Below are 13,051 nucleotides of genomic sequence, written 5' to 3'. Positions count from 1 at the left end.
ATGCATTTGATGAAATGGCTCTATCCCGGCATGGGGTTCAAGCGCTGGCTCTTTGTCTTTGCGCTCGGAACGCTCCTTGTCGGACTCGGGGCTGCACTAATCTTTAACTACAAGTACATTGACTCCATCGAGGAGGCAATCTTCCGCTTTGTCTATACGTGGCAGGGCAGCTATGACTACGGTTTCACAGTTGTGGCAGGCGTGCTTGCGTCTCTTGTCGGCAGTGTACTCATGCTCGTGGCGACGCGCCACGTTATCCGCTCCGTCATCACGGCTCTGATGCCCGAGGGAACGTCGGCGCGCCTCGTTGATCTGGTCTATGAAAAAACGCGGCTCAGCCGCGGCCCGACCGTCACGGTGATCGGCGGCGGACATGGGCTCTCGGTGCTCCTGCGCGGTATCAAGGAACTGACGAGCAACGTGACCGCTGTCGTGACGGTGGCGGACGATGGCGGCTCCTCAGGGCGCCTGCGCGAGGAGCTCGGCATCATCCCGCCGGGTGATCTGCGCAACTGTCTCGTCGCGCTTGCCGATACCGAGCCACTGATGGAAAAACTCTTTCAGCACCGCTTTGAGGGCTCAAGCGACCTCGCGGGACACAGCTTCGGCAATCTCTTCCTCGCGGCGATGGCGGAGGTCACGGGTGACATGGAGACGGCGCTGCGCGAGTCCTCGAAGGTTCTCGCGGTCAAGGGACGTGTCCTGCCCGCATCGAAGGAGTCCGTGCGGCTCGACGCGATCCTCGAGGACGGAACGGTCGTCGAAGGCGAGTCACGCATCCCCGAGGCGCCGGGACGCATCCGCCGTGTGCGCCTGTTCCCACAGAATGTCGCGCCCGTACCCTCCGCCCTCGAGGCGATCCGCACGGCGGATGCGATCATCCTCGGCCCCGGCAGTCTCTATACGAGCATCATGCCGAACCTCCTCGTCAGCGGTGTCGCCGAGGAACTGCGCAAAAGCAATGCCCTCAAGATCTACATCTGCAACGTGATGACCCAGCCCGGTGAGACTGACGGCTATACAGCGTCCATGCACGCAGAGGCGATCCTAAGGCACGCAGGGCGCGGGACAATCGACTTCATGCTCGTCAACAACGCGCCGATCTCTGCCGAGCTGCGCAAACAGTACGCCGCACAGGACATCTACCCCGTTGCCGTGGACGAGGAGGCGATCAACGCCCTCGGCATCGGATTCGTCGCGGCGGACATCATCAGTCAGACGGATGCCGTGCGCCACGATCCCGACAAGCTCAGCCGCAACGTCATGCGCATGGTCTACGACTTTCGGGTGAACTGAGATGCCGTCCTTTGCTGCGGATGTGAAAAATGCGCTCTCGCGCACGGATGTCGACCGTGCCTGCTGCCAGACGGCAGAGCTCGCGGCACTCCTGCGCATGGGCGCCTCTGTGCAGACGGACGGTGCGCGTGGGGCGGGGCTGCGCTTTACGGCGGCGAGTGCCGCTGTGGCGCGCCGCGTCATCCGTCTGCTGCGCGCGATGGACGGCGCGATTGAGACCTCTGTTGCGATGGAGCGCATGCCGCAGCTGCGGCGGCGCACCTACATCGTCAATATTGCCGCCGGCGCAGCGGTGACGCCGCTGCTCGCGCAGCTCGGCTTTGCCGGAGGGAGTCTGCGCAGCACGAGCGATCTCGCCCTGCTTCGTAAAAAATGCTGTCGTGCCGCCTATCTGCGCGGCGCATTTCTCGGCGGCGGCAGCGTCAACCGCCCCGAGGCAGCGTGCCACCTCGAGATCACGGCGCGGAGCGAGGAGATGGCGCGCGCACTCCATACACTCCTGCGTCGCCTGCACTTCCCTGTCGGGCTGACCGACCGCCACGAGATGTACGTTGTCTATCTCAAGGAGGGCGATGCCGTCATGGATTTCCTCTCGCTCATCGGCGCGGAGGAGGCGGCAGAGGAGATCGAGGTCGCGCGCAACCTCAAAGAAGTGCGCGCACAGGTGAACCGCCTCGTCAACGTCGAGACGGCGAACCTCCAGCGCGCGGTGGATGCGGCAGCAGATCAGCTCGCGGCGATTGAGCGACTGGAGGAGACGGGGCGGCTTGCTGCCCTGCCGGAGGAGCTGCGCGAAACAGCAGAGATGCGGCGTGCCCATCCGGAGATCAGCATGGCGGAGCTGGCGGAGCTTTGCCACATCAGCAAATCAGGAATGAGCCATCGTCTGCGGAAACTCCGCATGATGGCAGAGGAGGAAACAGATTGATTCGAGGTATTGCGCGGCGGCTCACCCATGGACTGCCGCTGCCGCTGCTCATTATTTTGGCGGCTGCTGCATGGCTGCTGACGGCACAGCCGTCGGGCTTTCCCATACTGGAATATCACATGGTGAAGGATGACGCAAAACCGGATGAGGTGCGCTACGCCGTCCCCCCCGCCGAGTTTGCGGCACAGCTGGACTACCTCACGCAGGAGGGCTATACGACCATCACCCCGCAGGACTATGCACGCGCGCGCAAGGGCAAGCAGGAACTGCCCGCAAAGCCCGTGATCCTCTCCTTTGATGATGGCTATGAGGACAACTGGCGCGTCGTGTTCCCGATGCTGCAGGAGCGCGGGATGAAGGCGGTGTTCTACGTCGTGACGAACGACATCGGACAGCCCGGCTACATGACGTGGGATAACCTCTTTGATCTCGAGCACAGCGGTATGGAGATCGGCAGTCATACGGCGAACCACATCCCGCTCACAACGCTCACGCCGACAGAGCAGCGCGACGAGCTGCGGCTCTCCAAGCTGCTCCTCGAGTGGCGCGGGATGAAGACGATCTACAGCTTTTCCTATCCGAACGGAGCGTATGACGATACCGTCGTGGCCATGCTCGCGGAGGAGAACTACCTGACGGCGGTGACGGGCGAGGCGGGACTCAATACGTTCGAGACGAATCCGTATCGCCTGCATCGCGTCAACATCCCCGCGCCGCATCTCGGGCTGACAGAGTTCCGCCTGCGGCTGCTGAAGGCAGACCTCGCGGCGCGTGCCGCCGTGCGGGTGGCAGAGCTGCCCGAGGGACTGCGTGCACCGATCGAGAAGCTGTGCAGCGCGGTGCGTGGACATTGATAAGGAAAGGGACTATAGGGGAATGAACAAGGGAATCAAGGGACTATGGGCGGCAGCAATGGCTGCTGTCCTTCTTTGCGCGGGGCATGCGGGAGCTGACCCGCAGCACAGCGAGGGGACCACTGTGGTACGCGAGCGCGGTGCGGCGGAACAAAATATCCATGAGCGCACGGCAGGAAAGACGAATATCCGTGAACGCGTCGCGGGCATCATCGGAGAAACGACGCCGCCGCAGAACCGTGTATTTGCCTCCGGCAGCTCGCGCATGATGCGACGCTGGGATGTGAGGGCGGAGGATATCGGCGGGACACTGCTCTTTTCAGACAGCCCGGAGTATGTCAAGGAGAGCGGCATCCTCTATCGCGACACGGTGGAGGGCGATGCACGCGTTCTCTACTATCATCTGAACGACACGGCACAGCCGAAGAAGGTCGCAGTCATCCTCGAGACGGATGCCGACCTCGCCATCGTCTCCGTTACGCGCGGCGGCACGAGTACGCCGAGCACAGACTACCTGCGCGTCGGCAAGGCAACACAGATCGCCTACTTTGATCCCGCGCAGCACGAGGAGCGCATCTACGTGGCAAAGGAGCGGCCGCGCCTTCTCTCCCCTGTGATGAATACGACCGTGCTTGCGCCCGGCGAGCTGGTCTACGGTGTCTACGACTTTCACGCCAATGCCCCCGTGCGCGTCTCCGTTGTCATGTACGGGGCGGATGTCGATCCGTTTTCCTTCCTGCGCACGGCGCGTGTCCTGCCGCGCGATGAGGTCGCTCTGCGCGGCACGTTTCAGAGTATGGACCGCATCGTCACACTGCCGCGCGCCTACGCTCCTATGCGGGACGGCGCGGCGTATTTCCCCATCGGCGACAACGTTCACGATCTCTATCGCAGCGGCGTGGATGCAACGGATGGAACGCCCGTTGTCAACTACGGCAACTACGGCATCCTCTACCACATTGTACTGCCCATTATGGGGCGCGGGCAGGTGCGATGCTTCCTCAGCCCGCTCGGCGGCGTCTATGCGGGCGCGGTGACGGCTGTCAGCGACGGACAAAGCCGCCTCATCGAGACGCCTGCGTCACGGGCGTACTTCGGCGACCAGACGCTGCCCGAACCGCCGCAGATCGCAAAGGCACGCACGGAAGGACTGCTCGTCCTCACGCAGTATACGGAGCTGGCCGATCTTGGGACGTACAGCGCCGTTCATCCCGTCACCTTTGCCTACTCGCCGCCGGGGGCATCGAATCTGCCCGTGAATATCATTCTCCTGCCCGAATAACGGAAAAAAATCTTTATCATGAGAAGGTATTTTTTTATCTCTGTGGAATAAATAAGTGACAATGAAAGAGAGCATGATCCTCGGGGTGGATCAGGGAGGAAGAGATATGGCAGAAGCAGTGAAAGAGACCAAGGGTGCAGCGGAGACGGTAGGCGCGAAGATCGATCACGAGCGCCTGATGACGTCGATCGAGCAGATCGCGACGTCGACACAGACCGTCTTTCAGGCGATCGAGCAGGTCGCCAAGAGCGCGACGGAGCTCGCAAAGGCAGGGCAGGAGTCCGTCCAGCAGGCGAAATTCCTCCAGGAGCGCAACGCCGACACGATCAAGGTCATCGACTTCATCACGAACATCGCGGGACAGACGAATCTGCTCGGTCTGAACGCAGCCATCGAGGCGGCGCGTGCGGGTGAGCAGGGGCGCGGCTTTGCCGTCGTTGCCGAGGAGGTGCGCAAGCTCGCCGAGCAGTCGCGTGAGGCGACGGAGCGCATCCAGGTGACGCTGACGGAGATGAACCGTGCGGTCGAGGACATCTCGCATTCCATCGAGACGACGGGCTCCATCAGTGAGCAGCAGGCAGCTTCCACGCAGGAGATTACGGCAAACCTCTCGCAGGTGACGCGTGCCACCGAGCAGCTCAGGGACTACGTCAAGAGCCTCGCATAAGCAGTGCATACAAAAGGACGGCAGACGAAGCGGTGACTTCATCTGCCGTCCTTTTTGCGTATCGCTTTACTTCTTCTTTTCCTTGTCCTTGGCGCGCGCCTTTGCCGCCTTCTCCTTCGCCTTTGCCTTATCCGTCGTCTTCTTCTCCTGCTGATACTTTGCGTAGTCCACGCCCATGCTCGCGAGCTTGTGCTTGATCGCCATGACGGGGTGGCGCAGGAACATCCCGCGCTGTGCGGACTTCATGATCGTGAGGAAATCCTGCGTCGCCTTCGCACCGAAACACGGACGGTCGCAGCGGTCGCAGATCGGCTTTGTGATGCCGTAGGGGCAGCGATCCATTTTCGTAAACACCGTCGCGAGCAGTGCCGTGCAGGCGGGGCAGAGCTTGCCGTTCTTCGGCTTGTGATGCTTCGCGCAGTAGACGGCGAAGGTCTTGCGGATGTTCTCCTTCTCCTTCGGGATGTTATTCTTCAGCTCGGGCGGCTTGCGCTTCGGCAGGAAACGTGAAAAAATACTCATCGGGTTCACCTATGCTTTCGTTTCGTGTTCTTGTATTTTTCTCTCCGTTTTGACATTTTACCGATTTTTTGCAGAAAATGCAAGGAGTAAGGGAACGTGACTTTTCATGATAAATGGGGTACAATAAAGCGCAAAGAGATAGGAGGATATGATGCGCACAACAGACAGACGGCGGATGAGCAGTGCACCCGCAGACGATCAGCCCGTGGAGGGGGTTGAAGAGGGACAGCTGCGCAAACTGCTGACCAATACGATCAACACGATCGAGGACAACAAGACCCAGATCTTTGACATCTATGAAAATACGCGCAGGGAAGTGGAGAGAGCACGGCGCCGTCTCATGGAGCTGAAAGAACACGTCGCTGCGACCATTGAACGTGTAGATGCACTTACCGCAGAGGAGCAGCAGGCCAAGCGTCGTCTCGCCGAGGTGAGCGAGAAGTTCACGGAATATACGGAGGATGAGATCCGCAAGACGTACGAGGCGGTTTCCATCATCCAGATCAACCTTGCGATTGAGCGCGAGAAAGAGCAGTCCATGCGTGTGGAACGTGACAAGCTTGAGATACGTCTGCGCTATCTTGGCAATGTGGTCGCCCGTGCGGAGCAGATGGCGCTCTCTATCGGCTCGGTACTCAGCTATCTCAGCACACAGGTGAGCGGGGTGATCTGGCAGATCGAGGCGGTACAGAAGGATAAGTTTGTCGGTGCGCGCATCATCAAGGCGACCGAGGAGGAGCGTTACCGCATCTCGCGCGAGATCCACGACGGCCCCGCGCAGGATCTCGCGAACAGCCTGTTCACGACGACCATTGTCGAGCGGTTGATGGATCAGGACATGGCGGAGGCGAAGAAAACGCTCGAAGAGCTGCGCGGCGAGATTCGCAAATGCCTGACGAGCGTCCGCCAGATCATCTTCGATATGCGGCCGATGGCACTCGACGATCTCGGCCTCCCGCAGGCGGTGGAGCAGCTGATCGCCCTCTTTGGCGAGCGCGGAAAACTGCACGGGACATTCAGCATGGAGGGCGACTACTATGCCCTGCCGAAACACGTGGAGATCGCTGTGTTCCGCATCGTACAGGAGGCACTCAACAACGTCGTTCAGCATGCGCGGACGGATAAGGTGCGCGTGCGCATGCACTACACGCCGCAGGCGCTCACCCTCCTAATCGCGGATGAGGGAATCGGATTCTCTCCTGACCATGTGGATGAAACAGAAGACGATGAGGACGACGATGCGCTCGATATGGAGTCGCAGCGCAGGCGGCGCGGGCGGCACTTCGGCATGATCGGCATGGAGGAGAGAGCAAAGCTCATCGGCGCCGAGATCCAGATCCTCTCCGAGCCGGGCAAGGGGACGAAGGTGCATCTGCGCGTGCGCAACCGCATGGTGGAGGACGCGTGAGCGCACCGATTGCCGAGGCTTTGCTCCGCTATGCGGGGCTGGGCGTTGCCCCCTATCACACGCCGGGGCACAAGGGTGGGCGCGGAGTACATCCGCTGCTGCGTCGGCTGCTGACGGACGAGGGACTGCGCGCGGATGTCTCGCTCTCGGCAGAGCTCGATGACTTCCATACGCCGACGGGCTGCATCCGTGCGGCGGAGGAGCTGGCGGCGCGCGCATACGGTGCGGACGAGGCATACTTTATGGTGAACGGGACGACGGGCGCTGTCCACACGATGCTGATGGCGGCGGCCGCGCCCGGCGATACCATCCTCGTACCGCGCAACGCACATCGCTCCATCGTCGGCGCGATGATCCTCACGGGCGTGCGCCCCGTCTGGCTTGCCCCCGAGATTGACACACGGCTCGGGATCGCGATGGGCGTATCGTATACGACGGTGGAACGCGCGGTGCGGGAGCATCCCGAGGCGCGTGCCGTGCTCCTTATCCATCCGACCTACTACGGAGTGACCTCGGAGCTGTCGGCGATTGCCGCGCACCTTCACGCGCACGGGATGCTCCTCCTCACAGACAGTGCGCACGGGGCGCATTTTGCCTTTGCGGAGGAGCTGCCGCCGTCTGCCATGGCGGCGGGCGCAGATCTCTCGGCGGAGAGCACGCACAAGATGCTCGGCTCGCTGACGCAGACCTCGATGCTCCTCGCACGCGGCGGACGCGTGCCGCCCGCGCGGATTCGCGCAGCATCGGGCGTACTCCAGACGACCAGTCCAAATGAAATCTTTCTCGCGGCCCTCGATCTGGCGCGGGAGCAGATGGAGCAGGAGGGAGCAGAGCACCTCGGGGCACTCATTCGCCGTGCCGATGATCTGCGGCAGCGCATCAATGACATTCCGGGACTGTGGGCCTTCGGTGCAGAGCACATGGGGGCGCCCGGGATGGAGGCGCTCGATCGCACCAAGCTCACCGTGCAGGTGATGGGGCTCGGCATGACGGGCTTTGCGGCAGAGGAGGAGCTGCGGCGGCAAGGGATCGCCTGTGAGCTGGCGGATGCGCGCAACGTGCTCTTTCTTCTCTCCTATGCGGATGGCGCACAGGAGACGGAGCGGCTCTATGCGGCGCTGCACACGATGGCGGAGACCTGTGCGCCGCTCTGCACCTCGCGCGGAGCGGGGGAGGCGGCGCTCTGCGCGCTGCCCCCGCTGCCGGAGACAGCACTCACGCCGCGTGAGGCGTATTTTGCGCGCACGGAGCACGTATCTGTGACGCATGCCGTGGGGCGTATAGCGGCAGAGACGATTGTGTTCTATCCGCCGGGCATCCCTGTCCTCGCACCCGGCGACGTGATCGATGCGGCGACCATCCGCTGTCTGCAGACGATGCGCGCGATCGGTGCGCGTGTCGTGGGGGCGGCAGACGCGTCTCTCGATACGGTGACGGTAATTGCGAAAGGATAAGTATGGCACGCGGAAAGCTCTTTATCATCGAAGCGGGCGACGGCTCGGGCAAGGAAACGCAGACGCGCCTTCTCACGCAGCGGCTCATACGCGAGGGTCATCGCGTACGCGCCGTTACCTTTCCCGACTACGCGGCGGATGCGTCGATGCCCGTGCGGATGTACCTGCGCGGTGACTTCGGCACGCAGGCGGACGAGGTGAATCCATACGCCGCCTCGACCTTCTTTGCGGTTGATCGCTACGCCTCCTATCGGATGAAGTGGGGGCAGGACTATGAGGCTGGGACAATCATCCTTGCTGACCGCTATACCACATCGAACATGGTGCATCAGGCGGTGAAGATCAGGGATGCAGCCGAGCGCGATGCCTTTCTCGACTGGCTCGATGACTTCGAGTTCAACAAACTTGGACTGCCTGTGCCCGACGCCGTATTCTTCCTCGACATGGAGCCGTGCGCGGCAGAGCGCCTGCTCACCGCGCGCGCACAGGCGAAGGGAGAGACGCCCGATATCCACGAGCGCGACGCGGACTACCTGCGCCGCACTCACGATGCCTATGTCCTGCTCACCGCACGCTGCGGCTGGGTACGCATCCCATCGAGCGCAGACGGCGCACCTCTCCCCATCGAGGAGATTCATGAACGGCTGTATGCGGAGGTGGGGAAGTTTTTGACGACGGGGAGAGAATCTCATGCCTGAAATTAGCCTATTCTTTGGTATCCGTATTACGATTTACCACAACGACCATAATCCCCCGCATATCCATGCAGAATATGCAGGGAATAAAGCCACGATAGATATTCAGAATGCCAGTATTTTGAATGGCTACCTTCCCAACCGACAGCTAAAACTCGTCTTGGCATGGTGTGTTCTCTATCAGGATGAACTCATGCAGGACTGGGAATTGGTCAAGGCTGGCAGAGAGCCTAATCCGATTCCGCCGATGATAAGGAGATGAGGAAGATGGATTCTCGGTTTTTCCCCGAAGTACTGCAGGTTGTCCCAGGGGATAACTACACCGTCTATGCGTATTTCAACGATGGCACGGTGCGCCGTTACGATGCGTCGGAGCTCGTCATGCGCTCGGGCATCCTCGCACAGCTTCGTGACCGTAAGGTATTCGTGGATCGTCTGACGGTGATGAATGGTACAGTTGCATGGGATATCGCCGGCAATCGCGATGAAACGAAATGTATCGATATTGATCCGTTTACGGTCTACGCATCACCCGTGGTGAATGACCCGCTGGAAGAAGCTGTATGAAGCCTCTCCGTATTACGATAGGAAAGTCAGTATCCTGTAAACGAAAAAGCCTCCCCCGTTTACGGGGGAGGGGGACCGCGTGAGCGGTGGAAGTGGCGAATACAGTGACGTGTCAGGATGAGGAGTGTAAGAGCCGATTGTGATCAAAGAAGTCATCATCGTCGAGGGCAAGATGGACGTTGCGGCGGTGCGGCGCGCAGTCGATGCGGACTGCATCATCACCGACGGATTTCGCCTGCGCAATGCGGCGATCAAAAATATCCGTGCCGCCTATGAAAAGCGCGGTATCATCATCCTCACCGATCCCGATACAGTCGGTGAGCGCATCCGTGCGCGCCTGACCGAGATGTTTCCGCGTGCCCGCCATGCCTTTATCCCTGTGGAGGACGCGACGAATGCAGGGGACGGCGACATCGGCGTGGAGCAGGCATCCCCCGCGGCTGTCCGTGCGGCACTCGACAAGGTACGCACGCCGATGGAAGAACCGGAGGAGACGTTTTCGATGAGCGATATGATGCAGGCGGGACTGACAGGAACGGGGGACGCCGCCGAACGGCGCGCACAGCTCGGACGCCGTCTTGGGCTCGGCTTTGCGAATGCAAAGACATTTCTGCGCCGACTCAACACCTATGGCATTACACGCGCGGAGTTTACTGCCGCATGGGAGGACATGGAATGAACGCAAGTATCCCCGTGATCGCCGACCCAAAGGTCACGCGCCACATCCTGAGCGCCTTTCACCTGCGCGCGAGCAAGCGGCTCGGGCAGAACTTCCTCGTGGATGCGGGCGTGGTGCGCGCCATCGTGGATGCGGCTGACCTCAGCCGCTCAGATACTGTCCTCGAGATCGGCCCCGGCATCGGCACGCTGACGCAGGGGCTCGCCGAGAGCGGTGCACGCATCGTCGCCGTCGAACTGGACAAAAAACTTCCTGCCGTCCTCGCCGAGACACTGAAGGGCTATGACAACGTGACCGTCGTGCCGGGCGACATCCTGAAGCTGGACATCCTCCGCATCCTGAACCTCGGTGCGGGAGAGCGGTTCAAAGTCGTTGCGAATCTTCCCTACTATATCACCACCCCGATCCTCATGGCACTCCTCGAACAGCATCTGCCCATCGAGCGCATGGTGACCATGGTGCAGAAGGAGGTCGCCGTCCGTATGACGGCGCGCCCTGGCTCGAAGGACTACGGGGCGCTCTCCATCGCTGTGCAGTACTATACGGATGCACATATCGTCATGGATGTACCGCCGCGCGCCTTTATGCCCGCACCCGAGGTCACGAGTGCCGTCATTGCCTGCCGTGTGCGGGAGACACCTTCTGTCTGTCCAACGGATGAAAAGCTGTTCTTCCGTCTCGTTCGCGCTGCCTTCGGACAGCGGCGCAAAACACTCCTTAATGCACTCACGGGGGCGGGACTGACGAAGGAACTGTGCCGTGCAGGACTTGCGGCGGCAGGGATTGCCGAATCGCTGCGCGGCGAGCAGCTCTCCCTCGCGGACTTCGCCCGCCTGTCGGATGCTGTGGGCGCGATTTTGCCGGAGGAGGAATGACCATGTTCTTTGACAGCCATATTCATACATCGTTTTCTGCTGACTCTGAGATGCGGGCAGAGGAGGCACTTGCCCATGCAGAGGAGCAGGGAATCGGACTTGTCTTCACCGAGCACCTCGACTATGACTACCCGTCGGCGGGAAAGGAGCAGTTCATCTTTGATCCCGAGGCGTATTGGACGGCGTACGAGCCCCTGCGCGCAGCGGGGAATCTTTCGCTCGGTGTCGAGATGGGAATGATGGCGAGCGCACGCAAAAAAAACGCCGCGTTCGTGCAGCGTGTTCCGTTTGACTTTGTCCTCGGCTCGATTCACTTTTTGGAGTGCAAGGATCTCTACTATCCTGAGACCTTTGCGGGGCGCGAAAAGGCGGAGATGTACCATGAGTACTTTACCGTCATGCGCGACGAGATCTACGCGCATCCCTTCATCGACGCCCTCGCGCACATCGACTACATCGCGAGGAATGCCACGTTCGCTCATCCCGAGATCAGCTATGGCGACTTCACAGGCGACATCGACGCCGTCCTGCGTGCGCTCATCGAGACGGACACCGTCATCGAGATCAACACGCGCCGCCTCTCCGCGCCGCGCGGCATCAAGGAACTCGCGCCCGTCTGCCGCCGCTACCACGAGCTCGGCGGACGCTATGTCACCATCGGATCGGATGCCCATGTCCCCGAGGCGATCGGTGCGCGCTGTGACCGTGGGCGTGAGCTTGCCCATGCCTTTGACCTCACCGTCGTCACCTTCCGTGCGCGGAAAATGCAGATTTGTGACGAGTGAAGCTATTTATTGCCCTCTTTTTCTTTTCCTGCTATAATATAGGACAATGGACGGAGGGATTCGTCGTGTTGAGTAATTTTTTTGTCGCACTCGGCGGCGTCGTCCCGCTATTCTGCTTGATGGCCGTCGGGCTTTTCGTTAAGCACGTACGCCTCCTTACCGAGGAAGAACTGAAGCACGTGAACCGTATGGTGTTCCGTGTGTTCTTCTTCTTCATGATGTTCTACAACATCTACGTCTCTGACCCGCAGAAGGCGTTTCAGCCGATGCTCATGGTCTTCGGTGCGTGCGGCGTCATCCTGACGGCGCTCGTCTTCGGTGCGATCGTCTGTATGATCGAGAAGGACAATGCACGGCGCGGCCCGATGATCCAGGCGAGCTTTCGCGGCAACTACGTCCTCATGGGCGTCCCGCTTGTCGGCAACATCTTTGGGGACGAGGCGATTGCCATCCCGACCATGATGATCGCCGTCATTGTTCCCCTCTACAACATTCTCAGCGTCTTTATTCTTGAGACATTTCGCGGCAGGCAATTCAACCTGCCGCATATCCTGCGCGGCGTTGTTATGAACCCGATGATTCTCGGCGCGATACTAGGGGCATTGTGCCGCGTCGCAGAACTGCCGATTCCTGCGCCCGTCCTGAAGCCCGTCGCACAGATCGCGGCGGCGACCACGCCTGTCGCACTCATCATCCTCGGGGCGTCATTCCATGGCGGCAGCTATCACACGCATCTGCTCCAGCTCATCTTCTCGGTCACTGCGCGCCTTGTCCTCGTACCTGCCGTCGTACTCGCCTGTGCCGTTGCACTCGGCTTTCGCGGCGTCGAGCTTGTCACGCTCATCGCAATCTTTGCCACGCCTTGTGCCGTTGCAGGCTTTGCCATGGCACAGCAGATGCAGGCGGACGCCGAGCTCGCGGGCAACTGCGTTGTCTACAGCAGCGCGCTTGCCTGCTTTACCATCTTCGGCTGGGTATTTTTGTTCAAGACATTGGAGCTGTTCTAAAGCATTCTGCATCAAAATAAAGGAGAATTGTA

Annotated in this window: 15 protein-coding genes; 14 read left to right on the top strand and 1 reads right to left on the bottom strand. The window is 60.7% G+C overall.

Features of this window, described 5'->3' with window-relative positions:
* The 5 genes from C1713_RS05205 to C1713_RS05185 all read left to right on the top strand — a co-directional run bounded on the left by C1713_RS05205 (window position 1) and on the right by C1713_RS05185 (window position 5,027).
* A complete protein-coding gene (locus C1713_RS05205) occupies window positions 1-1,296 on the top strand; it encodes a gluconeogenesis factor YvcK family protein (RefSeq protein WP_102493255.1) in 1,296 nt (431 codons plus the stop codon).
* Between the two features lies 1 nt (window position 1,297).
* The gene (whiA, locus tag C1713_RS05200; protein ID WP_050341379.1) at window positions 1,298-2,224 is read left to right on the top strand and encodes a DNA-binding protein WhiA; all 927 of its coding nucleotides are present in this window, start codon (window positions 1,298-1,300) and stop codon (window positions 2,222-2,224) included.
* Window positions 2,221-3,078 (top strand): polysaccharide deacetylase family protein, encoded by an 858-nt coding sequence (locus C1713_RS05195; protein WP_050341377.1) that lies wholly within the window; start codon window positions 2,221-2,223, stop codon window positions 3,076-3,078. Before whiA ends, C1713_RS05195 begins: the two co-directional genes overlap by 4 nt.
* 22 nt (window positions 3,079-3,100) lie before the next feature.
* Window positions 3,101-4,360, top strand: coding sequence for a copper amine oxidase (locus tag C1713_RS05190; protein ID WP_102493254.1), 1,260 nt, complete (start codon window positions 3,101-3,103; stop codon window positions 4,358-4,360).
* A gap of 106 nt (window positions 4,361-4,466) precedes the next feature.
* Window positions 4,467-5,027 carry a methyl-accepting chemotaxis protein gene (locus C1713_RS05185; protein ID WP_039981396.1) on the top strand — a complete coding sequence of 187 codons (561 nt, stop codon included), beginning with the start codon at window positions 4,467-4,469 and terminating at the stop codon, window positions 5,025-5,027.
* A gap of 66 nt (window positions 5,028-5,093) precedes the next feature.
* On the opposite strand, the gene C1713_RS05180 is transcribed toward C1713_RS05185, so the two are convergent.
* A complete protein-coding gene (locus C1713_RS05180; RefSeq protein WP_009754038.1) occupies window positions 5,094-5,549 on the bottom strand; it encodes a nitrous oxide-stimulated promoter family protein in 456 nt (151 codons plus the stop codon).
* Between the two features lie 151 nt (window positions 5,550-5,700).
* Here C1713_RS05180 and C1713_RS05175 point away from each other — a divergent pair, with 151 nt between their 5' ends.
* From C1713_RS05175 to C1713_RS05135, 9 genes are all read left to right on the top strand, one after another.
* Window positions 5,701-6,957 carry a sensor histidine kinase gene (locus tag C1713_RS05175; RefSeq protein WP_102493253.1) on the top strand — a complete coding sequence of 419 codons (1,257 nt, stop codon included), beginning with the start codon at window positions 5,701-5,703 and terminating at the stop codon, window positions 6,955-6,957.
* Window positions 6,954-8,411: an aminotransferase class I/II-fold pyridoxal phosphate-dependent enzyme gene (locus C1713_RS05170; RefSeq protein WP_102493252.1), complete on the top strand. Its 1,458-nt coding sequence runs from the start codon at window positions 6,954-6,956 to the stop codon at window positions 8,409-8,411. The genes C1713_RS05175 and C1713_RS05170 overlap by 4 nt, the downstream gene beginning before the upstream one ends.
* 2 nt (window positions 8,412-8,413) lie before the next feature.
* The gene (locus tag C1713_RS05165; RefSeq protein ID WP_102493251.1) at window positions 8,414-9,109 is read left to right on the top strand and encodes a dTMP kinase; all 696 of its coding nucleotides are present in this window, start codon (window positions 8,414-8,416) and stop codon (window positions 9,107-9,109) included.
* Entirely contained in the window at window positions 9,102-9,368 is a 267-nt protein-coding gene (locus tag C1713_RS05160) for a DUF4160 domain-containing protein (protein ID WP_006691089.1), read from the top strand. Before C1713_RS05165 ends, C1713_RS05160 begins: the two co-directional genes overlap by 8 nt.
* Before the next feature lie 5 nt (window positions 9,369-9,373).
* A complete protein-coding gene (locus C1713_RS05155; protein ID WP_050341365.1) occupies window positions 9,374-9,673 on the top strand; it encodes a DUF2442 domain-containing protein in 300 nt (99 codons plus the stop codon).
* A gap of 139 nt (window positions 9,674-9,812) precedes the next feature.
* Window positions 9,813-10,352, top strand: coding sequence for a ribonuclease M5 (gene rnmV, locus C1713_RS05150; RefSeq protein ID WP_050341363.1), 540 nt, complete (start codon window positions 9,813-9,815; stop codon window positions 10,350-10,352).
* On the top strand, window positions 10,349-11,227 hold the full coding sequence (rsmA, locus tag C1713_RS05145; protein WP_102493250.1) for a 16S rRNA (adenine(1518)-N(6)/adenine(1519)-N(6))-dimethyltransferase RsmA: 879 nt from the start codon (window positions 10,349-10,351) through the stop codon (window positions 11,225-11,227). Before rnmV ends, rsmA begins: the two co-directional genes overlap by 4 nt.
* The gene (locus C1713_RS05140) at window positions 11,224-12,012 is read left to right on the top strand and encodes a PHP domain-containing protein (protein WP_102493249.1); all 789 of its coding nucleotides are present in this window, start codon (window positions 11,224-11,226) and stop codon (window positions 12,010-12,012) included. Before rsmA ends, C1713_RS05140 begins: the two co-directional genes overlap by 4 nt.
* A gap of 65 nt (window positions 12,013-12,077) precedes the next feature.
* On the top strand, window positions 12,078-13,019 hold the full coding sequence (locus C1713_RS05135) for an AEC family transporter (protein ID WP_102493248.1): 942 nt from the start codon (window positions 12,078-12,080) through the stop codon (window positions 13,017-13,019).
* Window positions 13,020-13,051: the final 32 nt, after the last annotated feature.

The sequence above is a fragment of the Centipeda felix genome, assembly GCF_900186465.1.
GTDB classification, from domain to species: Bacteria; Bacillota; Negativicutes; order Selenomonadales; family Selenomonadaceae; genus Centipeda; species Centipeda felix.
Note: the sequence above shows the minus strand (reverse complement) of the source record. Positions and strands in the feature narration are given on the sequence as shown.

Coding starts and splice junctions, on each gene's coding strand:
- C1713_RS05185 (WP_039981396.1), top strand. CDS start 4,467: ATGGCAGAAGCAGTGAAAGAGACCAAGGGTGCAGCGGAGACGGTAGGC.
- C1713_RS05165 (WP_102493251.1), top strand. CDS start 8,414: ATGGCACGCGGAAAGCTCTTTATCATCGAAGCGGGCGACGGCTCGGGC.
- C1713_RS05140 (WP_102493249.1), top strand. CDS start 11,224: ATGACCATGTTCTTTGACAGCCATATTCATACATCGTTTTCTGCTGAC.
- C1713_RS05180 (WP_009754038.1), bottom strand. CDS start 5,549: ATGAGTATTTTTTCACGTTTCCTGCCGAAGCGCAAGCCGCCCGAGCTG.
- whiA (WP_050341379.1), top strand. CDS start 1,298: ATGCCGTCCTTTGCTGCGGATGTGAAAAATGCGCTCTCGCGCACGGAT.
- C1713_RS05160 (WP_006691089.1), top strand. CDS start 9,102: ATGCCTGAAATTAGCCTATTCTTTGGTATCCGTATTACGATTTACCAC.
- C1713_RS05190 (WP_102493254.1), top strand. CDS start 3,101: ATGAACAAGGGAATCAAGGGACTATGGGCGGCAGCAATGGCTGCTGTC.
- C1713_RS05155 (WP_050341365.1), top strand. CDS start 9,374: ATGGATTCTCGGTTTTTCCCCGAAGTACTGCAGGTTGTCCCAGGGGAT.
- C1713_RS05205 (WP_102493255.1), top strand. CDS start 1: ATGCATTTGATGAAATGGCTCTATCCCGGCATGGGGTTCAAGCGCTGG.
- C1713_RS05175 (WP_102493253.1), top strand. CDS start 5,701: ATGCGCACAACAGACAGACGGCGGATGAGCAGTGCACCCGCAGACGAT.
- rsmA (WP_102493250.1), top strand. CDS start 10,349: ATGAACGCAAGTATCCCCGTGATCGCCGACCCAAAGGTCACGCGCCAC.